The 22722-nt window shown below is 65.2% G+C and carries 34 protein-coding genes; all 34 read right to left on the minus strand.

Annotated features, from left to right (window positions below):
• Window positions 1-14: 14 nt before the first annotated feature.
• The gene (locus CI785_RS15070; RefSeq protein ID WP_105032910.1) at window positions 15-1010 is read right to left on the minus strand and encodes a tRNA pseudouridine synthase A; all 996 of its coding nucleotides are present in this window, start codon (window positions 1008-1010) and stop codon (window positions 15-17) included.
• 22 nt (window positions 1011-1032) lie between these two features.
• A complete protein-coding gene (gene rplQ, locus CI785_RS15075) occupies window positions 1033-1647 on the minus strand; it encodes a 50S ribosomal protein L17 (protein WP_105032911.1) in 615 nt (204 codons plus the stop codon).
• 66 nt (window positions 1648-1713) lie between these two features.
• A complete protein-coding gene (locus CI785_RS15080; protein ID WP_105032912.1) occupies window positions 1714-2724 on the minus strand; it encodes a DNA-directed RNA polymerase subunit alpha in 1011 nt (336 codons plus the stop codon).
• 150 nt (window positions 2725-2874) lie between these two features.
• The gene (gene rpsK, locus CI785_RS15085) at window positions 2875-3276 is read right to left on the minus strand and encodes a 30S ribosomal protein S11 (RefSeq protein WP_026531448.1); all 402 of its coding nucleotides are present in this window, start codon (window positions 3274-3276) and stop codon (window positions 2875-2877) included.
• Between the two features lie 215 nt (window positions 3277-3491).
• Window positions 3492-3869 carry a 30S ribosomal protein S13 gene (gene rpsM / locus CI785_RS15090; RefSeq protein ID WP_104179298.1) on the minus strand — a complete coding sequence of 126 codons (378 nt, stop codon included), beginning with the start codon at window positions 3867-3869 and terminating at the stop codon, window positions 3492-3494.
• 164 nt (window positions 3870-4033) lie between these two features.
• Window positions 4034-4147: a 50S ribosomal protein L36 gene (rpmJ, locus tag CI785_RS15095; RefSeq protein ID WP_043440658.1), complete on the minus strand. Its 114-nt coding sequence runs from the start codon at window positions 4145-4147 to the stop codon at window positions 4034-4036.
• A 21-nt stretch (window positions 4148-4168) separates the two neighbouring features.
• Window positions 4169-4390, minus strand: a complete 222-nt coding sequence (gene infA, locus CI785_RS15100) for a translation initiation factor IF-1 (RefSeq protein WP_019481515.1) — start codon at window positions 4388-4390, stop codon at window positions 4169-4171.
• 289 nt (window positions 4391-4679) lie between these two features.
• The gene (gene map / locus CI785_RS15105; RefSeq protein ID WP_105032913.1) at window positions 4680-5510 is read right to left on the minus strand and encodes a type I methionyl aminopeptidase; all 831 of its coding nucleotides are present in this window, start codon (window positions 5508-5510) and stop codon (window positions 4680-4682) included.
• Window positions 5511-5515: 5 nt separating this feature from the next.
• The gene (locus tag CI785_RS15110) at window positions 5516-6079 is read right to left on the minus strand and encodes an adenylate kinase (RefSeq protein ID WP_105032914.1); all 564 of its coding nucleotides are present in this window, start codon (window positions 6077-6079) and stop codon (window positions 5516-5518) included.
• 5 nt (window positions 6080-6084) lie between these two features.
• Window positions 6085-7395, minus strand: a complete 1311-nt coding sequence (secY, locus tag CI785_RS15115) for a preprotein translocase subunit SecY (protein WP_105032915.1) — start codon at window positions 7393-7395, stop codon at window positions 6085-6087.
• Window positions 7396-7618: 223 nt separating this feature from the next.
• A complete protein-coding gene (gene rplO, locus CI785_RS15120) occupies window positions 7619-8116 on the minus strand; it encodes a 50S ribosomal protein L15 (protein ID WP_105032916.1) in 498 nt (165 codons plus the stop codon).
• Window positions 8116-8334, minus strand: coding sequence for a 50S ribosomal protein L30 (gene rpmD / locus CI785_RS15125; protein ID WP_105032917.1), 219 nt, complete (start codon window positions 8332-8334; stop codon window positions 8116-8118). The genes rplO and rpmD overlap by 1 nt, the downstream gene beginning before the upstream one ends.
• Window positions 8334-9080, minus strand: a complete 747-nt coding sequence (gene rpsE / locus CI785_RS15130; protein ID WP_420808253.1) for a 30S ribosomal protein S5 — start codon at window positions 9078-9080, stop codon at window positions 8334-8336. Before rpsE ends, rpmD begins: the two co-directional genes overlap by 1 nt.
• Window positions 9077-9460: a 50S ribosomal protein L18 gene (rplR, locus tag CI785_RS15135; RefSeq protein ID WP_105032919.1), complete on the minus strand. Its 384-nt coding sequence runs from the start codon at window positions 9458-9460 to the stop codon at window positions 9077-9079. Before rplR ends, rpsE begins: the two co-directional genes overlap by 4 nt.
• Window positions 9461-9462: 2 nt before the next feature.
• A complete protein-coding gene (gene rplF, locus CI785_RS15140; protein WP_105032920.1) occupies window positions 9463-9999 on the minus strand; it encodes a 50S ribosomal protein L6 in 537 nt (178 codons plus the stop codon).
• 18 nt (window positions 10000-10017) lie between these two features.
• Window positions 10018-10416 (minus strand): 30S ribosomal protein S8, encoded by a 399-nt coding sequence (gene rpsH, locus CI785_RS15145; protein WP_043440638.1) that lies wholly within the window; start codon window positions 10414-10416, stop codon window positions 10018-10020.
• An 87-nt stretch (window positions 10417-10503) separates the two neighbouring features.
• Complete coding sequence (gene rplE / locus CI785_RS15150) at window positions 10504-11079, minus strand: 50S ribosomal protein L5 (protein WP_104118812.1); 576 nt, start codon at window positions 11077-11079, stop codon at window positions 10504-10506.
• Window positions 11079-11453 (minus strand): 50S ribosomal protein L24, encoded by a 375-nt coding sequence (gene rplX, locus CI785_RS15155; RefSeq protein ID WP_105032921.1) that lies wholly within the window; start codon window positions 11451-11453, stop codon window positions 11079-11081. The genes rplE and rplX overlap by 1 nt, the downstream gene beginning before the upstream one ends.
• 3 nt (window positions 11454-11456) lie before the next feature.
• Complete coding sequence (gene rplN, locus CI785_RS15160) at window positions 11457-11825, minus strand: 50S ribosomal protein L14 (RefSeq protein ID WP_049829173.1); 369 nt, start codon at window positions 11823-11825, stop codon at window positions 11457-11459.
• 345 nt (window positions 11826-12170) lie between these two features.
• The gene (gene rpsQ, locus CI785_RS15165; protein WP_105032922.1) at window positions 12171-12482 is read right to left on the minus strand and encodes a 30S ribosomal protein S17; all 312 of its coding nucleotides are present in this window, start codon (window positions 12480-12482) and stop codon (window positions 12171-12173) included.
• On the minus strand, window positions 12479-12820 hold the full coding sequence (rpmC, locus tag CI785_RS15170) for a 50S ribosomal protein L29 (RefSeq protein ID WP_104050955.1): 342 nt from the start codon (window positions 12818-12820) through the stop codon (window positions 12479-12481). Before rpmC ends, rpsQ begins: the two co-directional genes overlap by 4 nt.
• 2 nt (window positions 12821-12822) lie before the next feature.
• Complete coding sequence (gene rplP / locus CI785_RS15175) at window positions 12823-13239, minus strand: 50S ribosomal protein L16 (RefSeq protein ID WP_049829176.1); 417 nt, start codon at window positions 13237-13239, stop codon at window positions 12823-12825.
• Window positions 13240-14085 carry a 30S ribosomal protein S3 gene (gene rpsC, locus CI785_RS15180; RefSeq protein WP_104118808.1) on the minus strand — a complete coding sequence of 282 codons (846 nt, stop codon included), beginning with the start codon at window positions 14083-14085 and terminating at the stop codon, window positions 13240-13242. It lies immediately after the preceding gene.
• Complete coding sequence (rplV, locus tag CI785_RS15185; protein ID WP_105032923.1) at window positions 14086-14451, minus strand: 50S ribosomal protein L22; 366 nt, start codon at window positions 14449-14451, stop codon at window positions 14086-14088.
• Between the two features lie 37 nt (window positions 14452-14488).
• The gene (gene rpsS / locus CI785_RS15190) at window positions 14489-14770 is read right to left on the minus strand and encodes a 30S ribosomal protein S19 (RefSeq protein WP_026549122.1); all 282 of its coding nucleotides are present in this window, start codon (window positions 14768-14770) and stop codon (window positions 14489-14491) included.
• A 12-nt stretch (window positions 14771-14782) separates the two neighbouring features.
• Window positions 14783-15622 carry a 50S ribosomal protein L2 gene (gene rplB / locus CI785_RS15195; RefSeq protein WP_055768070.1) on the minus strand — a complete coding sequence of 280 codons (840 nt, stop codon included), beginning with the start codon at window positions 15620-15622 and terminating at the stop codon, window positions 14783-14785.
• 32 nt (window positions 15623-15654) lie between these two features.
• A complete protein-coding gene (gene rplW / locus CI785_RS15200; RefSeq protein ID WP_105032924.1) occupies window positions 15655-15960 on the minus strand; it encodes a 50S ribosomal protein L23 in 306 nt (101 codons plus the stop codon).
• Complete coding sequence (rplD, locus tag CI785_RS15205; RefSeq protein ID WP_105032925.1) at window positions 15957-16580, minus strand: 50S ribosomal protein L4; 624 nt, start codon at window positions 16578-16580, stop codon at window positions 15957-15959. Before rplD ends, rplW begins: the two co-directional genes overlap by 4 nt.
• A gap of 4 nt (window positions 16581-16584) precedes the next feature.
• Window positions 16585-17241 carry a 50S ribosomal protein L3 gene (rplC, locus tag CI785_RS15210; RefSeq protein ID WP_105032926.1) on the minus strand — a complete coding sequence of 219 codons (657 nt, stop codon included), beginning with the start codon at window positions 17239-17241 and terminating at the stop codon, window positions 16585-16587.
• A gap of 16 nt (window positions 17242-17257) precedes the next feature.
• Window positions 17258-17566 (minus strand): 30S ribosomal protein S10, encoded by a 309-nt coding sequence (rpsJ, locus tag CI785_RS15215; RefSeq protein WP_026531952.1) that lies wholly within the window; start codon window positions 17564-17566, stop codon window positions 17258-17260.
• A 618-nt stretch (window positions 17567-18184) separates the two neighbouring features.
• Complete coding sequence (tuf, locus tag CI785_RS15220) at window positions 18185-19375, minus strand: elongation factor Tu (protein WP_105032927.1); 1191 nt, start codon at window positions 19373-19375, stop codon at window positions 18185-18187.
• A 197-nt stretch (window positions 19376-19572) separates the two neighbouring features.
• Window positions 19573-21687: an elongation factor G gene (gene fusA, locus CI785_RS15225; RefSeq protein WP_105032928.1), complete on the minus strand. Its 2115-nt coding sequence runs from the start codon at window positions 21685-21687 to the stop codon at window positions 19573-19575.
• Window positions 21688-21774: 87 nt separating this feature from the next.
• A complete protein-coding gene (gene rpsG / locus CI785_RS15230) occupies window positions 21775-22245 on the minus strand; it encodes a 30S ribosomal protein S7 (protein ID WP_043440595.1) in 471 nt (156 codons plus the stop codon).
• A 1-nt stretch (window position 22246) separates the two neighbouring features.
• On the minus strand, window positions 22247-22621 hold the full coding sequence (gene rpsL, locus CI785_RS15235) for a 30S ribosomal protein S12 (RefSeq protein WP_026545668.1): 375 nt from the start codon (window positions 22619-22621) through the stop codon (window positions 22247-22249).
• Between the last annotated feature and the right edge of the window lie 101 nt (window positions 22622-22722).

Here is a 22722-nt window from a genome sequence, read left to right on the forward strand (position 1 = left end):
CCCGGGAAGCCCGGTCAGGAACCGACCGGATCATCGGAGGAGTCGACCGCGCTGTCCGAGGAGTCGGCAGGCGCAGTGCCCAGGTGCCCCGCGTTGCGCCGGGCCCGTGTGAGCTCCGCCCGCCCGGCGAGCTCCTCGTTCCCGGGATACGCGATCTCCTCGAGCACGAGAGGGTGCGGGGCCGCGAGGATGGACCGCGCGTCCTTCTTCCGGGCGGCCAGCCGCGCGGCGAGCCACGACGGCGGCACTTCCCCTGACCCCACCCGCAGCGTCGATCCGATGAGTGCGCGCACCATGTTGTGGCAGAACGCGTCTGCCTGCACAGTGGCGATGATGACGCCGTCGTGCCCGCGGGCGAACTCGTAGCGCTGCAGTTCGCGGATGGTGGTGGCACCCTCCCGGGGCTTGCAGAAAGCCGCGAAGTCCTGCATGCCCAGCAGGTGCGCAGCCCCCTCGTTCAGCAACGTGACGTCGAGGGCTGCCGGGTACCAGAGCGTCGTGTGCCTGCCGAGCGGATCCTGCCCGGCGGTGGTGTCCGCGATGGCGTAGCTGTAGCGGCGCCAGAGCGCGGAGAACCGCGCATCGAAGCCTGCGGGCGCCGGTACGGCGGAGCGGACGACGACGGCCGGCACGGAGTTCCTGACGGAGCGGCCCCGTCCCGTGACGCCGTCGGTCAGTTCACGGTTGATCGTGCCGGTGAGGCGCCGCCGGAAGGCATCGGCCGGGTCGACGTCGCGTCCGCGCGCCATCGCCTCCCACTCCGCGGACGTGAGATCGACGTGGGCCACCTGACCGCGTGCGTGGACACCGGCATCGGTCCGCCCGCCCACCGTCAGCCGCACGGGCCGCCGCAGAAGAGTGAAGAGTGCGCCCTCGAGGACGCCCTGGACGGTGGTCAGCCCGGGCTGGAGGGCCCAGCCCGAGAACACGGCACCGTCGTAGGCGATGTCCAGCCGCACACGCAGAAGCCCGCCGTCCCTCGGGGGGACGGCGGGCTCCTGGGTGATCATGGGTGCATCGCGAGGGGAAGAATTACTTCTTCTCGTCCTCGACGGCGCCCTCGACGACGACGACCTCGTCAGCGGCACCTGCTTCGGCGTCGACCGTGGTCTCCTCAGCTGCTACCTCTTCGGCAGACGCCGCGGATTCTGCGGACTCGGCCGACTCGGCGGAGTCGACCGACTCTGCGGACTCCGGCGACTCCTCCACGGGCGCTGCGGCGACGGGCGCGGCAGCAGCGGGAGCCTTGGCCTGCTCGGCCTCGGCGACGACGGACTGCTTGGCCGACATGGGCTCCAGCACCAGTTCGATGACGGCCATGGGAGCGTTGTCGCCCTTGCGGTTGCCGATCTTCGTGATGCGGGTGTAACCACCCTCACGGTTGGCGACCGCGGGGGCGATCTCCGTGAAGAGTTCGTGGACGATGCTCTTGCTGCTGATGACGCCGAGAACGCGACGACGCGAGGCGAGGTCACCCTTCTTGGCGAAGGTGACCAGACGCTCGGCGTAGGGGCGAAGGCGCTTGGCCTTGGTCACCGTGGTGGTGATGCGCTTGTGCTCGAACAGTGAGGCGGCCAGGTTGGCGAGCATCAGGCGTTCGTGCGCCGGACCGCCTCCGAGACGTGGGCCCTTGGTGGGTGTGGGCATGGTTCTTTCTCCTCATTAGGTGTCCGCCCGCCGCAACGGGGGCGCGGCGGGTGGACAGGTAGCGTTTTAGAGCTCTTCGTCGCCGTAGGCGACGTCGTCCTCTTCGATGGCGGCAGCGCGCGCGGCGAGGTCGAAGCCTGGAGGGGAATCCTTCAGGGACAGACCGAGCTCCACGAGCTTCGCCTTGACCTCGTCGATGGACTTCGCACCGAAGTTGCGGATGTCCATGAGATCGGCCTCGGAGCGTGCAACGAGTTCACCCACGGAGTGGATGCCCTCACGCTTGAGGCAGTTGTACGAGCGGACCGTCAGTTCGAGGTCCTCGATCGGCAGGGCCATGTCGGCAGCCAGTGCCGCGTCGGTGGGCGAGGGACCGATCTCGATGCCCTCGGCGGCGGTGTTCAGCTCGCGGGCGAGGCCGAACAGCTCCACGAGGGTGGTTCCGGCGGATGCGACGGCGTCGCGCGGGGCGATGGCGTCCTTCGTCTCGACGTCGACGATGAGCTTGTCGAAGTCGGTGCGCTGCTCCACACGGGTGGCCTCCACGCGGAAGGTGACCTTCAGGACCGGCGAGTAGATCGAGTCGACCGGGATGCGGCCGATCTCGGAATCGCCGGACTTGTTCTGCGAGGCCGACACGTAGCCGCGGCCGCGCTCGATGGTCAGTTCGAGCTCGAACTTGCCCTTCGAGTTGAGGGTCGCGATGTGGAGGTCGGGGTTGTGGAACTCGACGCCGGCGGGGGGCGCGATGTCGGCGGCCGTGACGACGCCGGGACCCTGCTTGCGCAGGTAGGCGACGACGGGCTCGTCGTGCTCCGAGGAGACGGCGAGGTTCTTGATGTTCAGGATGATCTCGGTGACATCCTCCTTCACCCCGGGGACCGTGGTGAATTCGTGCAGCACTCCGTCGATACGGATGCTCGTGACAGCAGCACCCGGGATGGAGGACAGGAGCGTACGGCGGAGCGAGTTGCCGAGGGTGTAGCCGAAGCCGGGCTCGAGGGGCTCGATGACGAACCGCGAGCGGTTGTCGGCGACTACTTCTTCAGTCAGGGTGGGGCGCTGTGCAATGAGCACTTACATATCCTTTCGGGAAGCATCCGCTATATGACGCTTCGATATGGGCGGGACTGCGGGTCATTCGGCTGGGAAACTACCGGAACGGCACCGAACCGCCCTGCCGGGACACGAGGTCCCTGCAGGGCGGTACGGTGACCGGGAAGCCGATTAGACGCGGCGGCGCTTGGGCGGGCGGCAGCCGTTGTGCGCGCTCGGGGTGACGTCGGAGATCGATCCGACCTCGAGGCCCGTGGCCTGCAGCGAGCGGATCGCGGTCTCGCGTCCGGAGCCCGGACCCTTCACGAAGACGTCGACCTTCTTGACGCCGTGCTCCTGCGCACGCTTCGCGGCGGCCTCGGCGGCCATCTGCGCAGCGAACGGGGTGGACTTGCGTGAACCCTTGAAACCGACCTCACCGGCGGAAGCCCAGGAGATGACTGCTCCGCTGGGGTCCGTGATGGACACGATGGTGTTGTTGAAGGTGCTCTTGATGTGCGCCTGACCGAGCGCGATGTTCTTCTTGTCCTTGCGACGCGGCTTACGAACCGCTCCACGAGTCTTGGGGGGCATTACTTCTCCTACGAAGGTATTGGGTAAAGCATGTGATCGGACGAGCCGGGTGGACCGGCGGAGTGGGCCGGGCAGAAGCCGATGATGCGGCACCTGGCCGGAGTCCCCGACGTGACGAGCGCTAGCGAGTCACATCAGCGAGCGGATTGGGCCCCTGGCCGCCGGGTTCCCTGAGTCAGCGAGCTCTGCGAGCTGGCTGAGGGAGCGGCTAGGGACTAGCGCCCGACCTTCTTCTTGCCTGCGACCGTGCGCTTCGGACCCTTGCGGGTACGGGCGTTCGTCTTCGTACGCTGTCCACGTACGGGAAGGCCGCGGCGGTGCCGGATGCCTTCGTAGCTGCCGATCTCGACCTTGCGGCGGATGTCGGCTGCGACCTCACGGCGGAGGTCACCCTCGACCTTGAAGTTGCCCTCGATGTAGTCGCGGAGCTGGACCAGCTCTGCGTCGCTGAGGTCCTTGACGCGCGTGTTCGGGGAGATCCCCGTGTCCACGATCGTCTTCTCTGCACGGGTCTTGCCCACGCCGTAGATATAGGTAAGCGCGATGACTACCCGCTTTTCGCGGGGGATGTCTACGCCAGCGAGACGTGCCATAGTGGCGGTGCTCCTTTGGTGTTGCCGGAGGTGTGGAGCAGAACGTCCCCGGAACCGATGTTCCGGTCCCCGGCCTCCGAGCCGGGGGTGTACGTCCCCAGGGGGGACGCTGTTCTGCCGTCGAATGTACTTCTACGCGTGGGAAGAGCCTCTGGAAGAGGTTCTCAGCCCTGGCGCTGCTTGTGGCGCGGGTTCTCGCAGATGACGAGAACGTTGCCTTTGCGGCGGACCACCTGGCACTTCTCGCAGATCCGCTTCACGCTCGGGTTGACCTTCATGGTTTTCCTTCGAGTTGATTCTTATTTGTAGCGGTAGACGATACGGCCCCGGGTGAGGTCGTACGGGCTGAGTTCCACTACGACCCGGTCCTCAGGAAGGATCCGAATGTAGTGCTGGCGCATCTTTCCCGAGATGTGGGCGAGAACAATGTGACCGTTGGCCAACTCAACGCGGAACATCGCGTTGGGCAGCGCCTCGTTCACAGTGCCTTCAATCTCAATGACACCGTCTTTCTTGGCCATATCCTCCGCTAACGTCTATGCCCACCAGTTGCACGGCGGACGGGTTCAGGGTTGTGGTCGCCCGGCCCGCGGGGAGCCGGAGCTCGTCCTGCGGGACAGTCTCCGGGGCCGATTGGGCACGGAAAGCAGAGACAACCAACAGACAACTCTACGCTACGGCTTCCCAGAGATGAAATCGGCGGTGTCTTCCGTTACGCCGTCCGTCCCCGGGGCCGGGGACGGGAGAGGCCCCGCATCGGAGTGCGGGGCCTTCGTCGGTGGGACCCGACCTGCGAGGGTCTGTCCCGGATCAGCCCTCCAGGGGAGCCGGCGTCACGCCGAGCGGTTCGAGGCGGGACGCTCCCCCGTCCGGCGCGGACAGCACCCAGATGCCACCATCATGCACCGCGACGCTGTGCTCCCATTGGGACGCACGTTTGCCGTCCGTGGTGATGACCGTCCAGTCGTCCGCGAGGACTGCTGTCTCGAGTCCGCCCTGCACGAGCATCGGCTCGATCGCGAGGCACAGGCCCGGCCTGACCTTCGGCCCGCGGTGGGTGCTGCGGTAGTTGAGGACGTCCGGTGCCTGGTGCATCTCCGTACCGATGCCGTGACCCACGTAGTCCTCGAGGATGCCGAGGGGCGGTCCGGGGACCGAGGAGACGTAGTCGTCGATGGCCGTGCCGATGTCACCCACGAAGCGGGCCGGGGCGAGGGCGGCGATCCCGCGCCACATCGCCTCCTCGGTGACGTCGGAGAGCCGGACGTCCTCGGGTCGCGGCGAGCCGACGATCACCGTGCGCGCGGAATCGGAGTGCCATCCCCGAACCACGGCGCCGCCGTCGATCGAGATGATGTCCCCGTCCTGCAGGACGTAGCGCCCCGGGATGCCGTGCACCACCTCGTGGTTGACGGAGGTGCAGATGCTGGCAGGGAAGCCGTGGTAGCCGAGGAAGTTCGACGTCGCACCCTCCTCCCGGAGGACGCCCTCGAACACCTCGTTCAGCTCTGCGGTCGTGACACCCACCGTCGCGGCGGCGACGGTCTCGTCGAGTGCCCGGGACAGCACGAGACCGGCCTCGCGCATCACGAGCATCTGGCGGGTGGTCTTGTACTCGACCTTGGGCTGGCGGAACATGATGGGTCCTAGCTCGGGACGGTTAGTGCTGCCATGACGCGCTCGGTCACGCCGTCGATCGTGCCGATCCCGTCCACCTTCGTCACGATCCCGCGCTCGTCGTAGCGCGAGACCACGGGCTCGGTCTGGTCGTGGTAGAGGCCCAGCCTGTGGCGGATGACCTTCTCGGTGTCGTCGGAACGGCCGTCCAGCGTCGCCCGCCCGAGGAGCCGCTTCACGAGCTCCTCGTCGTCCGCGGTCAGCTGCAGGACGACGTCGAGCTCGAGGTCGTTCTCCCGGAGGATGTCATCGAGCTCGGTGACCTGCGCCGCGGTGCGGGGGTAGCCGTCGAGCAAGAAGCCCTCCTGGACGTCGTCGGCCGCCAGGCGGTCGCGCACCATGCTGTTGGTGACGCTGTCCGGCACGAAGTCACCGGCGTCCATGTACGCCTTGGCTTCGACGCCGAGGGGCGTCTCGCGCTTGACGTTGTCGCGGAAGATGTCGCCGGTGGAGATCGCCACGACGCCGAGGCGCTCGGAGATACGCGCGGCCTGGGTTCCCTTGCCCGAACCGGGAGGACCGATGATCAGCATTCTGGTCAACGCAACAACCCTTCGTAGTGACGCTGCTGGAGCTGGGCGTCGATCTGCTTCACGGTCTCCAGGCCCACGCCCACCATGATGAGGATCGAGGTGCCGCCGAACGGGAAGTTCTGGTTGGCGCCGATCGCCACGAGGGCGATCAGCGGGATCAGGGCAACGAGCCCGAGGTAGATGGCGCCGGGCAGCGTGATGCGGGAGAGCACGTACTGGAGGTACTCCGCCGTGGGGCGGCCGGCGCGGATGCCCGGGATGAAGCCGCCGTACTTCTTCATGTTCTCGGACACCTCGTCCGGGTTGAACGTGATGGCCACGTAGAAGTAGGTGAAGAACACGATCAGCAGGAAGTACATGGCCATGTAGAGGGGGTGGTCCCCGCTGGTCAGGTACGTCGTGATCCAGTTGACCCACCCGGCAGGGGCGGTGCCGTCCTGCGGGGTGTTGAACTGCGCGATGAGGCTCGGCAGGTACAGCATCGAGGACGCGAAGATCACGGGGATGACGCCGGCCATGTTGACCTTGATCGGGATGTAGGTGCTGCTGCCGCCGAGGGTGCGGCGTCCCACCATGCGCTTGGCGTACTGCACGGGGATGCGGCGCTGCGACTGCTCCACGAAGATCACGAGGGCGACGACGACGACACCCATCGCGAGGACGAACGCGAAGACGGTGGCGCCCTGGGTGCGGAGGATCTCGCCCAGCGAGGTCGGGAAGCCGGCGGCGATAGCCGTGAAGATGAGGAGGGACATGCCGTTACCGACACCCCGCTCGGTGATGAGCTCGCCCATCCACATGATGAGGCCGGTTCCCGCGGTCAGGGTGATGATCAGGAGGATGACGGTGATCAGCGAGTCGTCCGGGATCAGGGGCACCGGGCAGTCACCCAGCAGCGCGCCGGAGCGGGCCAGCGACACCAGCGTCGTGGCATTCAGCAGGCCGAGGGCGATGGTCAGGTAGCGCGTGTACTGGGTCAGCGTGGACTGCCCCTGGGCGCCTTCCTGGTGCAGTTCCTGGAAGCGGGGAATGACGACCCGGAGGAGCTGGGTGATGATGCTCGCGGTGATGTACGGCATGATGCCCAGCGCGAAGATGGACACCTGAAGCAGGGCACCGCCGCTGAACAGGTTGACGAACTGGTAGAGGCCGCCCTCGGTGTTGCCGAGCTGGAGGCACTGCTGGACGTTGCCGTAGTCGACGCCCGGGGCGGGGATGAAGGCCCCGAGGCGGAAGATCGTGATGATTCCCAGCGTGAACAACAGCTTGCGCCGCAAGTCTGGCGTCCGGAATGCCCGGCCAATAGCGCTAAGCAAGCGTCCTCCTGAAGGTCTTTTGGTCCTGAGGCGGACCGTACACAACAACCGAGTCTAACGGTTGGTCACCGGTGCGAGAGAACCGGCGGATGGCGGGGTGGCTGGAGCCGAAAAAAGACCCCTGGTGGGCTGATCGAGTCCAGCCCACCAAGAGTCTAGTTCCAAAGTGCCGTCGATCACAGCCGCCCCTCCCCTGGGAACCGGGAGCGGGGCGGCCGGCGACCTACAGCTCGGTGATCGTCCCGCCGGCCGCGATGATCTTTTCCGCAGCGGAGGCGGAGAAGGCGTCGACGGCCACGTTGACGGCCACGGTGATGTCGCCGGTCCCCAGCACTTTCACGGGCTGGTTCTTGCGGACGGCGCCGTTCGCCACGAGGCTGTCCACGGTGACGTCGCCGCCAGCGGGGTACAGCTCGGAGAGCTTGTCCAGGTTCACAACCTGGAACTCGACGCGGAACGGGTTCTTGAAGCCGCGCAGCTTGGGAAGGCGCATGTGCAGCGGCAGCTGGCCGCCGGCAAATCCTGCCTTCACCTGGTAGCGGGCTGCAGTTCCCTTGGTACCGCGGCCGGCGGTCTTACCCTTCGAACCCTCACCACGACCCACACGGGTCTTCGCCGTCTTGGCACCCGGTGCGGGGCGGAGGTGGTGGACCTTGAGCGCGTGGACGCGCTCGACCTTGGCCTCGGTGGCGGCCGGAGCCGCGATGTTGTTCTCTGCCATTAGTTGGCCTCCTCAACCTTCAAGAGGTGCGGAACCGTGTTGATCATGCCGACGGTGACGGCATCGGCTTCACGGACCACGGTGTGGCCGATCCGCTTGAGGCCGAGTGACCGCAGCGTGTCACGCTGGTTCTGCTTGCCGCCGATGGCGGACTTGATCTGGGTGATCTCGAGCCGTGCCGAGCTGACGAGCACGTTCTTCGGGGTGATCGCGGTCATCACGCACCTGCCTTCTGAGCTGCGATCGCGCGCAGCATCTGGTGGGATGCGACCTCGTCGAGGGGCAGGCCACGGCGGGCAGCCACTGCCTGGGGCTCCTCGAGGCGCTTCAGCGCGTCAACGGTCGCGTGAACGATGTTGATGGCGTTCGCGGAACCGAGCGACTTCGACAGGACGTCGTGGATGCCGACGCACTCCAGGACCGCACGCACCGGACCACCGGCGATGACGCCGGTACCCGGGGAGGCGGGACGGAGCAGGACGACGCCGGCAGCTGCCTCACCCTGCACCAGGTGCGGGACGGTGCCACCGATGCGCGGGACGCGGAACATCGTCTTCTTGGCTTCCTCGACGGCCTTCTGGATGGCGGAGGGAACTTCCTTCGCCTTGCCGTAGCCGACGCCGACCATGCCGTTGCCGTCGCCTACCACCACGAGGGCGGTGAAGCTGAAGCGGCGGCCGCCCTTGACGACCTTGGCGACACGGTTGATGGTGACGACGCGTTCGATGAACTTGTCCTTGTCGTCGTTGCGGCCGCCGTCGCGCCCGTCACGGCCACCACGGCCGCCACGCTCGCCGCCACGGGAGTTGCCGCCACGCTCGCCGCCGCGGGCGTTGCCGCCGCGGCCACGGTTCGCGTCAGCCGACGCGGTGTCCGTCGTGCCTGCGGCTGTTGTCGCCTCGGCCGCGGGCTGCTCTGTAGCCGTATTCAATGGGGCTTCCTTTGCCTTGATCTCCTCGGTCACAGTGCCAGCCCACCTTCACGTGCGCCGTCTGCGATTGCTGCTACGCGACCGTGGTACTTGTTGCCGCCGCGGTCGAAGACGACCGCTTCGACGCCGGCGGCCATGGCACGCTGTGCAACGAGTTCGCCAACGCGCTTGGCCTTGGCGGTCTTGTCACCGTCGAACACACGGAGGTCCGCTTCGAGGGTGGAGGCTGATGCCACGGTCACGCCCTTGGTGTCGTCGACGACCTGCACGAAGACGTGGCGGGCCGAACGGTTGACGACCAGGCGGGGACGGACGGCCGTGCCGGAGACGCGCTTGCGTACCCGGAGGTGGCGGCGTCCACGCGAGGCGGACTTGCTCTTCGAGCTGCGCTTCTTGTTGATGCTCAGACCCATGGTTACTTACCAGCCTTTCCGACCTTGCGGCGGATGATCTCGCCTGCGTAGCGGATGCCCTTGCCCTTGTAGGGGTCGGGCCTGCGCAGCTTGCGGATGGTTGCAGCGACCTCGCCGACCTGCTGCTTGTTGATGCCTGCGACCGAGAGCTTGGTGGGGCTGTCGACGGTCAGGGTGATGCCCTCGGGAGCCTTGACGGCGACCGGGTGGCTGTACCCCAGAGCGAATTCGAGGTCGCTGCCCTTGGCCTGCACACGGTAACCCGTGCCCACGATCTCGAGGTTCTTCTTGTAGCCCTCGGTGACTCCGACGATCATGTTGGAGATCAGCGTGCGGGTGAGCCCGTGGAGCGAACGCGCCTCGCGCTCGTCGTTGGGGCGTGAGACGGTCAGGGTGCCCTCGTCCAGGGTGACCTCGATGGGGCTGGGAACCGTGTGGCTCAGCTCGCCCTTCGAGCCCTTGACGGAGACCTCGCTACCGTTGATGCTGACCTCGACACCGGCGGGAACGGCGATGGGGAGACGTCCAATACGTGACATTATTCTTTCCCTTTCCCGTTACCAGACGTAGGCGAGGACTTCCCCACCCACACCCTTCTTGGATGCCTGGCGGTCCGTGAGCAGACCGGAGGACGTGGACAGGATGGCGATACCGAGTCCGCCGAGCACGTGCGGCAGGTTCGTGGACTTCGCGTACACGCGCAGTCCCGGCTTGGAGATACGGCGGATACCGGCGATGGAACGCTGGCGGTCCGGACCGAACTTGAGGTCGATGGTCAGCTTCTTGCCGACCTCCGCCTCCTCTTCCTTCCAGCCGGCGATGTAGCCTTCGGCCTTGAGGATGTCCGCGACGCGGGCCTTGAGCTTGCTATACGGCATGGACACGGAGTCGTGGTAAGCCGAGTTCGCATTGCGCAGACGCGTGAGCATGTCTGCGACAGGATCTGTCATTGTCATGTGGGCTCTTGCCCTTCCTCGAAACGGTTTCCGTGCTCCGATCGGCACACGGGGTGCCGGCTGGAGTGGACCTGAGACGTAGTTAGATTAATCTTCGGATTTGAAGGGGAAGCCAAGCGCCTTGAGGAGCGCGCGGCCCTCGGCGTCGGTCTTGGCGGTGGTGACGACGGTGATGTCCATGCCTCGGACGCGGTCGATACGGTCCTGGTCGATCTCGTGGAACATGGACTGCTCCGTGAGGCCGAAGGTGTAGTTGCCGTTGCCGTCGAACTGCTTGCCGTTGAGGCCGCGGAAGTCACGGATACGGGGCAGGGCCAGGGAGATGAGGCGGTCCGTGAATTCCCACATGCGGTCGCCACGGAGGGTGGCGTGCGCACCGATGGGCATTCCTTCGCGGAGCTTGAACTGCGCGATGGACTTGCGGGCCTTCGTGACCTGGGGCTTCTGGCCCGTGATCGCGGTGAGGTCCTTGACGGCGCCGTCGATCAGCTTGGAGTCCTTGGCGGCGTCACCGACACCCATGTTCACGACGACCTTGACCAGGCGCGGGACCTGGTTCACATTGGCGTAGTTGAACTCTTCCTGCAGGGTGGCCTTGATCTCGGACGCGTAGCGCGCCTTGAGGCGGGGAAGAACCTTGGTTTCTGTGGTTTCGACAGTCATTACAGATCCTTCCCTGATGACTTGGCCACGCGGATGCGGACGACGCGCTCGCGACCGTCACGCTCGACGGTCTCGGTGCGGAATCCGACGCGGGTCGGCTTCTTGGTCTCGGGGTCGACGACCGCGACGTTGCTGATGTGCACAGGGGCCTCGACGACCTCGATGCCACCGGTCGTGGTGCCGCGCTGCGACTGCCCGACCTTGGTGTGCTTGGTGATCCGGTTGATGCCTTCCACGAGGACACGGTTGGTGTCCGGGTAGACCTTCAGTACCTTGCCCTGCTTGCCGCGGTCTCCGCCGCGCTCCTGCTTGGCTCCGGTGATGACCTGCACGAGGTCACCCTTCTTGATCTTGAGCTTTGTCTTCTGTGCCATGGACTACAGCACCTCCGGCGCCAGCGAGATGATCTTCATGAAACGCTTGTCGCGGAGCTCGCGACCGACAGGGCCGAAAATACGGGTACCGCGGGGGTCGCCGTCGTTCTTCAGGATCACTGCTGCGTTCTCGTCGAACTTGATGTAGGAACCGTCCGCGCGGCGGCGTTCCTTCTTGGTGCGGACGATGACCGCCTTGACGACGTCGCCCTTCTTGACGTTGCCGCCGGGGATCGCGTCCTTCACGGTGGCGACGATGACGTCGCCGATGCCTGCGTAGCGGCGCCCGGATCCTCCGAGAACGCGGATGGTCAAGATTTCCTTGGCACCCGTGTTGTCGGCGACCTTTAGCCGCGACTCCTGCTGAATCACTTGTTACTCCTGTCGTCGCGCCGGTTCTCTCGTCGAGCCTTGCGGAACGGATATGGGTGGGCCCCGTAATACTGGTACTCAGCACGTGCACGCCTGGGCGCGCGGCTGTGCGTGGATCTTCTGCACGGCGGATTCGTGGTGAACAAGATTATCGGGCTTTTGCCTATTTGCCCGGTGTGCAGGAAACCCTGGGAAGGCCCTGCGAAGGAGGCTTCGTCAGGGCATGCGCCAGCCCACCAGACAGACAAGATTCTTATAGTATCGCGAGAATGCCCCGGACACGAAATCGTGTCCGGGGCATTCTCGGGGAGGGCCGGCACTGCCGGACCGGGTACTGCTCGGGTGCTACTTGGCCTTCTCGATGACCTCGACCAGGCGCCACCGCTTGGTGGCGGACAGCGGCCGGGTCTCGCTGATCAGGACCATGTCGCCGATGCCGGCGATGTTCTGCTCGTCGTGCGCCTTGACCTTGGAGCTGCGGCGGAGCACCTTGCCGTACAGGGCGTGCTTCACGCGGTCCTCGACCTCGACGACGATCGTCTTCTCCATCTTGTCCGAGACGACGTAGCCACGACGTACCTTGCGGTAGCCGCGCGAGTCGGCGCCGTGGGCGGCCTTCTCGGTTCCTACTGTCGCTTCGCTCTGCTGCTCACTCATTTGGCGTCCTCCTCAGAAGCCTCGGTGTCCACGGACGGTGCGTCCTTGGAGGCCTTCTTGGCTTTCTTGGGCTTCTCCTCCTTGGCGGGCTTCGCTTCCTCGACGGGAGCGACGACCTCGGGGCGGATACCCAGTTCACGCTCACGCAGCACCGTGTAGATGCGGGCGATGTCGCGCTTGACCGAACGAAGGCGCCCGTGGCTTTCGAGCTGGCCCGTGGCCGACTGGAAACGGAGGTTGAACAGCTCCTCCTTGGCCTTGCGCAGTTCTTCCACCAGACGGTCCTTGTCGAAGCCGTCCAGCTGGTCTGTTGCCAGTTCCTTTGAACCCAGAGCCATAACTATTCACCACCCTCACGACGCACGATGCGTGCCTTCAACGGCAGCTTGTGGATCGCGAGGCGCAGGGCTTCGCGGGCTACCTCTTCGGAAACACCGGACAGTTCGAACAGAACACGTCCCGGCTTGACGTTGGCCACCCACCACTCGGGCGAACCCTTACCGGAACCCATGCGGGTCTCGGCAGGCTTCTTGGTCAACGGGCGGTCCGGATAGATGTTGATCCAGACCTTGCCGCCACGCTTGATGTGGCGGGTCATGGCGATACGAGCGGACTCGATCTGGCGGTTGGTGACGTATGCCGGGCTCAGCGCCTGGATACCCCACTCGCCGAAGCTGACCTCGGTACCGCCGGTAGCAGCGCCGGAACGACCCGGGTGGTGCTGCTTGCGGAATTTGACGCGACGCGGGATAAGCATTTAAGCCTGTCCTCCTTCAGTCGCAGCGGGTGCTGCGGCGGTTTCGGCGGGTGCCGAGGCACCCTGGCCCTCGGAGCGCTCGGGAGCACGACGACGGCGGTCTCCACCACGGTCGCCACCGCGGTCGGCGCCGGCAGGGCCACGGCCCGGACGGTCTCCACCGCGGCCACGAGAAGGAGCTGCTGCAGCCTGGGCTGCGAGTTCCTTCGCCGTGACGTCACCCTTGTAGATCCAGACCTTCACGCCGATGCGGCCGAAGGTGGTCTTCGCCTCGAAGAAGCCGTAGTCGATGTTGGCACGGAGCGTGTGCAGGGGAACGCGTCCCTCGCGGTAGAACTCCGAACGGCTCATTTCTGCGCCGCCCAGACGACCGGAGCACTGGACACGAATGCCCTTGGCGCCGGCACGCTGTGCGGACTGCATGGCCTTCTTCATCGCACGGCGGAACGCCACGCGGGAGGAAAGCTGCTCGGCGATGCCCTGGGCCACGAGCTGTGCCTCGATCTCGGGGTTCTTGACCTCGAGGATGTTCAGCTGGACCTGCTTGCCGGTGAGCTTCTCGAGCTCGCCGCGGATGCGGTCCGCCTCTGCTCCACGGCGGCCGATGACGATGCCGGGACGTGCCGTGTGGATGTCCACGCGGACACGGTCACGGGTGCGCTCGATCTCGACCTTCGCGATGCCGGCGCGGTCCATGCCGGTCGACATGAGCTGGCGGATCTTGATGTCTTCGCGGACGAAGTCACGGTAGCGCTGGCCCGGCTTGTTGCTGTCGGCGAACCAGTGTGACCGGTGGTCGGTGGTGATGCCGAGTCGGAACCCGTGCGGGTTTACTTTCTGTCCCACTTAGCGGACCTCCACTTTCTGAGGGGTAGCGACGACAACCGTGATGTGGCTGGTCCGCTTGTTGATGCGGAACGCGCGGCCCTGGGCACGCGGACGGAACCGCTTCATCGTGGGGCCTTCATCGACGAATGCTTCGCTGATGATGAGGTTGTCCTCGTCGAAGGCCACGCCGTCGCGGTCCGCGAGGACCCGGGCGTTGGCCATGGCCGACTGGACCACCTTGAATACCGGCTCCGAAGCAACCTGTGGGGCAAACTTCAGAATAGCCAGAGCCTCATTCGCCTGCTTACCACGAACAAGGTTGACGACGCGCCGGGCCTTCATAGGCGTTACGCGGATATGACGCGCAATAGCCTTGGCTTCCATTGCTTTCCTTCTCTCGTCTTAGCCGTAAGAGCAGCGCCTAGCGGCGCTTGCCCTTGCGGTCGTCCTTAACATGGCCGCGGAAGGTCCGCGTGGGAGCGAATTCGCCGAGCTTGTGCCCGACCATCGACTCGGTGACGAACACCGGGATGTGCTTGCGTCCGTCATGCACCGCGATCGTGTGCCCGAGCATGTCGGGGACGATCATGGAGCGGCGGGACCACGTCTTGATGACGTTCTTCGTGCCCGATTCGTTCTCGCGAGCGACCTTTACGTAAAGGTGCTGATCGACGAAGGGGCCTTTCTTCAGGCTGCGTGGCATGTCTCCAGGCTCCTATCGCTTGTTCTTGCCGGAACGACGGCGACGCACGATGAGTGAGTCGCTCTCTTTGTTGGGGCGACGGGTACGGCCTTCGGCCTTACCGTTCGGGTTGACCGGGTGGCGTCCACCGGAGGTCTTGCCCTCGCCACCACCGTGCGGGTGGTCGACCGGGTTCATGGCGACACCGCGGACGGTCGGGCGGATGCCCTTCCAGCGGTTACGGCCGGCCTTGCCCCAGTTGATGTTCGACTGCTCGGCGTTGCCGACCTCGCCGATCGTCGCGCGGCAGCGGACGTCGACGTTGCGGATCTCGCCGGAGGGCAGTCGCAGCTGGGCGAAGCGGCCTTCCTTGGCGACGAGCTGGACCGACGCACCGGCGGAGCGTGCCATCTTCGCGCCGCCACCTGGACGGAGCTCGACGGCGTGGATGACGGTACCCACGGGGATGTTGCGCAGCGGCAGGTTGTTGCCGGGCTTGATGTCGGCCCCGGCCCCGGCCTCGACGAAGTCGCCCTGCTTGAGCTTGTTCGGCGCGACGATGTAGCGCTTGGTGCCGTCGACGTAGTGCAGGAGGGCGATGCGCGCGGTGCGGTTCGGATCGTACTCGATCTCGGCAACGCGGGCGTCGACGCCGTCCTTGTCGTGGCGGCGGAAGTCGATCAGGCGGTACTGACGCTTGTGTCCACCGCCCTTGTGGCGGGTCGTGATCTTACCGGTGTTGTTGCGTCCACCCTTCTTGGGGAGGGGACGGACCAACGACTTCTCCGGCGTCGACCGGGTGATTTCAGCGAAGTCGGCAACGCTCGAGCCGCGACGGCCCGGGGTTGTCGGCTTGTATTTACGGATTCCCATAACTCAATTCCTCGTTAAAGTGGTCTCCGCTCTCAGGAGAGCGGACCGCCGAAGATGTCGATCGTGCCCTCTTTGAGGGACACGATGGCACGCTTGGTGCCCTTGCGCTGGCCCCAGCCGAACTTGGTGCGCTTGCGCTTACCCGCCCGGTTGATGGTATTGATGGAGTCGACCTTCACGGAGAAGATCTTCTCGACCGCCAGTTTGATTTCTTCCTTGTTCGAGCGGGGGTCGACCAGGAAGGTGTACTTGCCTTCGTCGATCAGGCCGTAGCTCTTTTCCGATACGACGGGTGCAATGACGACGTCGCGCGGGTCCTTTGCGATGGTGCCGCTCACTTGGCATCCTCCTCGGAGATGACATCAGCCGTGCCGACGAACTGGTCGTAGGCGGCCTTGGTGAAGATCACGTCATCGGACACCAGCACGTCGTACGTGTTGAGCTGGTCTACGTAGAGGACGTGTACCTCGGGGACGTTGCGCACCGACAGTGCTGCGACGTCGTTGGCACGCTCGATCACGACGAGCAGGCGGGGCCGCTCGGAGATCGCGCGGAGGGTCTCGATGGCACCCTTGGTCGACGGCTTGCCGCCGGTGACGAGGGACTCGAGGACGTGGATACGGCCGTTGCGTGCCCGGTCCGAGAGGGCTCCGCGCAGGGCGGCGGCCTTCATCTTCTTGGGGGTGCGCTGGCTGTAGTCGCGGGGCGTGGGCCCGTGGACGACGCCACCACCGGTCATGTGGGGGGCGCGGATCGAACCCTGACGGGCACGACCGGTTCCCTTCTGCTTGAACGGCTTGCGGCCTGCGCCACTGACCTCGGCGCGGGTCTTCGTCTTGTGCGTGCCCTGGCGGGCGGCGGCAAGCTGAGCCACGACGACCTGGTGCAGCAGCGGCACGTTGGTCTGTGCGTCGAAGATCTCCGCGGGGAGATCGACCTTTACAGTGTTGGCAGCCATTTGGCTATGCTCCCTTCACGGCGGTGCGTACGAGGACGACCTGGCCGCGGGCGCCGGGGACGGCACCCTTGATCAGCAGCAGCGACTTCTCGGCGTCGACAGCGTGAACCCGGAGGTTCAGCGTGGTCTGACGAACGGCACCCATGCGGCCTGCCATTTTCATTCCACGGAAGACGCGGCTGGGGGTGGATGCTCCACCGATGGAACCGGGCTTGCGGTGGTTCTTGTGGGCACCGTGCGAGGCGCCGACACCGTGGAAGCCGTGACGCTTCATGACGCCGGCGAAGCCCTTGCCCTTGGTGGTGCCGATGACGTCGACCGTCTGGCCGGCCTCGAACATCTCGACGGAGAGCTCCTGGCCGAGCGAGTAGCTCTCGGCGTCGGAGGTGCGCAGCTCGACGACGTGACGGCGGGGCGTGACGCCTGCCTTCTCGAAGTGGCCGGCGAGCGGCTTGGTGACCTTGCGGGGATCGATCTGGCCGAAGCCGATCTGGACGGCGGTGTAGCCGTCCTTGTCCGCGCTGAGGAGCTGCGTGATGACGTTGGAGTCAGCCTGGACGACGGTGACGGGGATGAGGACGTTGTTCTCGTCCCACACCTGGGTCATGCCGAGCTTGATGCCCAGCAGGCCCTTGACCTGGCGCGTAAGTGAAGTAGACATGTGTATCCGCTCTCCCTTACAGCTTGATTTCGATGTTCACGTCCGCAGGCAGATCGAGACGCATCAGCGAATCGACGGCCTTGGGCGTGGGATCAATGATGTCGATCAGACGCTTGTGAGTACGCATTTCGAAGTGCTCACGGCTGTCCTTGTACTTGTGCGGGGACCGGATGACAACGAATACGTTCTTCTCCGTGGGCAGGGGCACGGGGCCCACTACCGTTGCGCCTGCGCGCGTCACCGTCTCAACGATCTTCCGTGCTGAAACATCGATGACCTCGTGGTCATATGACTTCAGCCGGATGCGGATTTTCTGTCCCGCCATGGCGTCTCGACTCTCTCTCTAACTGCCTGGGCAGTTCCGGTACATGCGTACATTTCCTGCGCCCGTTGTACGACGCTTCCTGAGCAGACTGAATCCGGAAGAATCCGGGTTCCTCACCCTGCCAGGGCTCCGACCCCCGCGCTCGGGCGTGTCGCGCTGTGAGGAAAACGACCACAGTCTGGACACACACGCTCCGCTGATTCCGGCAGGGCCGAACGGGGTGGATTATATTTGGGCCACGCGATTCGGCGGACCTGATCCCTGCATCGGGCATTATCCCGACCGGGATGAAGTCTCAGACCACGCGCGTGAGCACTTGAACAACTTATCTAGTGTCGCAGATTGCCCTGACGATTGCGAACCGACGGGACGCGGGCCCGGGTGATGTGCGCTACTCCCCCGCCGCCGGGGCCGTCGATCAGACCTCTCGTCGTTCCGCTCGCGGAGTGGTTGGGCCCCCGTAGGCCGGCTGTCACAACCGCCGGCTGCACCACCATCTCCTCGATTCCCGGCCCGAGAACGGGGACGGGGAGTCCTCCTGCTGTCGGCCCTGCGAAGAGAAAGGCCCCGCTGCCGGAGCAACGGGGCCTTTCTTTGATCGGTCAGCAGTCGGGCGGACTACTTGAGGATCTTGGTGACACGTCCCGAACCGACGGTACGGCCGCCTTCGCGGATAGCGAAGCCGAGGCCCTCTTCCATGGCGATCGGCTGGATGAGCTCGACGCTCATCTCGGTGTTGTCGCCGGGCATGACCATCTCGGTACCCTCGGGGAGGGTGATGACACCGGTCACGTCCGTGGTGCGGAAGTAGAACTGCGGGCGGTAGTTCGAGTAGAACGGGTTGTGACGCCCGCCCTCGTCCTTGGCCAGGATGTAGACGTTGGCCTCGAAGTCGGTGTGCGGGGTGATGGAACCCGGCTTCACGATGACCTGGCCACGCTCTACGTCTTCACGCTTGATGCCGCGGAGCAGCAGACCACAGTTCTCGCCGGCCCAGGCCTCGTCGAGCTGCTTGTGGAACATCTCGATACCGGTGACCGTGGTCTTCTGGACCGGACGGATGCCGACGATCTCGACCTCGGAGTTGATGGCGAGGGTTCCACGCTCGGCGCGGCCCGTGACGACGGTTCCACGACCGGTGATCGTGAAGACGTCCTCGACAGGCATGAGGAACGGCTTGTCCTTGTCGCGGATGGGATCAGGAACGTTGTTGTCAACGGCTTCCATGAGGTCCTCGACGGACTTGACCCACTCGGCGTCGCCCTCGAGGGCCTTGAGGCCGGAGACGCGGACGACGGGAGCGTCGTCACCGTCGAAGCCCTGCGAGCTGAGGAGCTCACGCACCTCCATCTCGACGAGATCGAGCAGTTCCTCGTCGTCGACCATGTCGGACTTGTTCAGCGCGACCAGCAGGTAGGGAACGCCGACCTGGCGGGCGAGCAGAACGTGCTCGCGGGTCTGGGCCATGGGGCCGTCCGTCGCGGCGACAACGAGGATGGCGCCGTCCATCTGCGCCGCACCCGTGATCATGTTCTTGATGTAGTCGGCGTGACCGGGGGCGTCCACGTGTGCGTAGTGGCGCTTCTCGGTCTGGTACTCGACGTGCGAGATGTTGATGGTGATGCCGCGCTGCTTCTCCTCGGGAGCCGAGTCGATCGACGCGAAGTCACGCTGCTCGTTGAGAGTGGGGTACTTGTCGTACAGCACCTTGGAAATGGCAGCCGTCAACGTCGTCTTGCCATGGTCGACGTGACCGATGGTGCCGATGTTAACGTGCGGCTTAGTCCGCTCGAACTTTGCCTTCGCCACGGGTTCCTCCTAGAACGTTTGAGAAGATCTGCTTCCCAGCCGCGCTTTTCGCAGCTGAAACTCATGCAAGTCTACTGGGGGGCTTTGGTTTTGATGAAATTGCCGTTCGCCGCGGGACCGGGTGATCCAGCGGCTGGAAGGCGGGTCGGCCCGCCCTTGGACAGGCCGACCCGCTCTCCGGTATCCCGTCTCGGGGGCTACTCGCCGCGCGTCTTCTGGATGATCTCGTCGGCTACTGCCTTCGGGACCTCCGAGTAGCTGTCGAACTGCATCGAGTACACGGCCCGGCCCTGGGTCTTCGACCGCAGGTCGCCGATGTAGCCGAACATGCCCGACAGGGGCACGTGGGCGCGGATGACCTTCACGCCGCTCGCGTCCTCCATGGACTGCATCTGGCCACGGCGCGAGTTCAGGTCGCCGATGACCTCGCCCATGTACTCCTCAGGGGTGCGCACCTCGACGTCCATGAGCGGCTCGAGCAGCACGGGCTGTGCCATGCGCGCGGCCTCCTTGAACGCCATGCGGCCGGCGATCTTGAACGCCATCTCCGAGGAGTCGACGTCGTGGTAGGCGCCGTCGAGCAGGGTCGCCTTGATGCCGACCACGGGGTAACCCGCGAGGACACCGTCGTTGAGTGCATCCTGGATGCCGGCGTCGACACTCGGGATGTACTCGCGAGGCACGCGGCCACCGGTGACCTTGTTGTCGAACGAGTAGAGCTCGCCCTCGGAGGTGTCGAGGGGCTCGATCGCGATCTGGATCTTCGCGAACTGACCCGAACCACCGGTCTGCTTCTTGTGCGTGTAGTCGTGCTTGGCAACGGAGCGCTTGATCGTCTCGCGGTAGGCGACCTGGGGCTTGCCCACGTTCGCCTCGACCTTGAACTCGCGGCGCATGCGGTCCACCAGGATGTCCAGGTGGAGCTCGCCCATGCCGGCGATGATCGTCTGCCCGGTGTCCTCGTTGAGGGACACCTGGAAGGTGGGATCCTCGGCCGAGAGCTTCTGGATGGCGGTGGACAGCTTCTCCTGGTCGCCCTTGGTCTTCGGCTCGATGGCCACCGAGATCACGGGCTCCGGGAAGCTCATGGACTCGAGGACGATCTGGTTCGCCGAGTCGGACAGGGTGTCACCGGTGGTGGTGTCCTTCAGGCCGATGGCCGCGTAGATGTGACCGGCGAGGGCCTCCTCCACGGGGATCTCCTTATTGGCGTGCATCTGGAACAGCTTGCCGATGCGCTCCTTCTTGGTCTTCGTGGAGTTCGTCACCTGCGTGCCGGCCGAGATCTGGCCGGAGTACACGCGGATGAAGGTCAGCTGACCGAAGAAGGGGTGCGTGGCGACCTTGAACGCGAGGGCCGAGAACGGCTCTTCCGTGCTGGGCTTGCGCGTCAGCTCGGTCTCCTCGTTGCGGGGATCGTGACCGATCATCGGGGGGACGTCCAGCGGCGACGGCAGGTAGTCGATGACGGCGTCGAGCATCGGCTGCACACCGCGGTTCTTGAACGCGGAACCGCAGAGGATCGGGTAGAGCTCGGAGTTGATCGTCATCTTGCGGATGCCGGCCTTCAGCTCCTCGATCGAGATCTCCTCGCCCTCGAGGTACTTGTTCATGAGCTCGTCGGAGGACTCGGCGACGGTCTCGACGAGGGTCGCGCGGTACTCCTCGGCCCTCTCCTTGAGATCGGCGGGGATCTCCTGGATCTCGTACTTGGCACCCATGGTCACGTCACCCTTGGAGTCGCCGGGCCACACGAGGGCACGCATGTAGAGCAGGTCCACGACGCCGACGAAGTCGTTCTCGGCGCCGATGGGGAGCTGCAGCACGAGGGGCTTCGCGCCCAGGCGGCTGATGATGGTGTCGACGGTGAAGTAGAAGTCGGCGCCCAGCTTGTCCATCTTGTTGACGAAGCAGATACGGGGCACTTCGTACTTGTCGGCCTGGCGCCAGACGGTCTCCGACTGGGGCTCCACGCCCTCCTTGCCGTCGAACACCGCGACGGCGCCGTCGAGGACGCGGAGCGAACGCTCCACCTCGACGGTGAAGTCGACGTGCCCGGGGGTGTCGATGATGTTGATCTGGTTGTTCTCCCAGAAGCAGGTCACGGCGGCAGACGTGATGGTGATGCCGCGCTCCTTCTCCTGTTCCATCCAGTCGGTGGTGGAGGCACCGTCGTGCGTCTCGCCGATCTTGTGGTTTACACCCGTGTAGAACAGGATGCGCTCGGTAGTAGTGGTCTTGCCGGCATCGATGTGGGCCATGATGCCGATATTGCGGACCTTGTTGAGGTCGGTAAGCACGTCCTGTGCCACGGTGTCTCCCTTTTGACGAGAATGGAGTTCTGCTGGCCTAGCGGCCGGGCCGCCCCTTGTGGGTGACGGCCCGACCGGCAGCCTTGACTACCAGCGGTAGTGTGCGAAGGCCTTGTTGGACTCGGCCATCTTGTGCGTGTCCTCGCGGCGCTTCACAGCGGCACCGAGGCCGTTGGAGGCGTCGAGGATCTCGTTCTGCAGGCGCTCGGTCATCGTCTTCTCGCGGCGGGCCTTGGAGTAGCCGACGAGCCAGCGGAGGGCCAGGGCGGTGGAACGACCGGGCTTGACCTCGACGGGGACCTGGTAGGTGGCGCCACCGACGCGGCGTGAGCGGACCTCGAGGGTCGGCTTGACGTTGTCCATGGCCTTCTTCAGTGCTGCTACGGGATCGCCGCCGGACTTGGCGCGTGCGCCTTCCAGGGCACCGTAGACGATGCGCTCAGCGGTGGACTTCTTGCCGTCGACGAGCACCTTGTTGATCAGCTGCGTGACCAGTGGCGAACCGTAGACGGGATCTACAACGAGCGGCCGCTTCGGGGCCGGGCCCTTACGAGGCATATTACTTCTTCTCCATCTTTGCGCCGTAGCGGCTGCGAGCCTGCTTGCGGTTCTTCACGCCCTGGGTATCCAGCGCGCCACGGACGATCTTGTAGCGGACACCGGGGAGGTCCTTCACACGGCCACCGCGCACGAGCACGATGGAGTGTTCCTGAAGGTTGTGACCGACGCCGGGGATGTACGCGGTCACTTCGATGCCACCGTTCAGACGCACGCGGGCGACCTTGCGGAGAGCCGAGTTCGGCTTCTTCGGGGTGGTGGTGTAGACGCGGGTGCAAACGCCGCGCTTCATGGGGCTGCCCTTCAGTGCGGGCGCCTTGGTCTTGGAGACCTTAGGTGACCGGCCCTTGCGGACCAGCTGGTTGATCGTAGGCACTTTCGTGTTCTCCGTAATGTCTGAAGATGAGATTCCTGTCGCCCTACTCCGCGGTCGCGGCGGCTTCGCAGGGCCGCACCGTCCGGAGGTCGGGATGATCA

It is taken from the genome of Arthrobacter ruber, assembly GCF_002954225.1.
Taxonomy (GTDB): Bacteria; Actinomycetota; Actinomycetes; order Actinomycetales; family Micrococcaceae; genus Arthrobacter_D; species Arthrobacter_D ruber.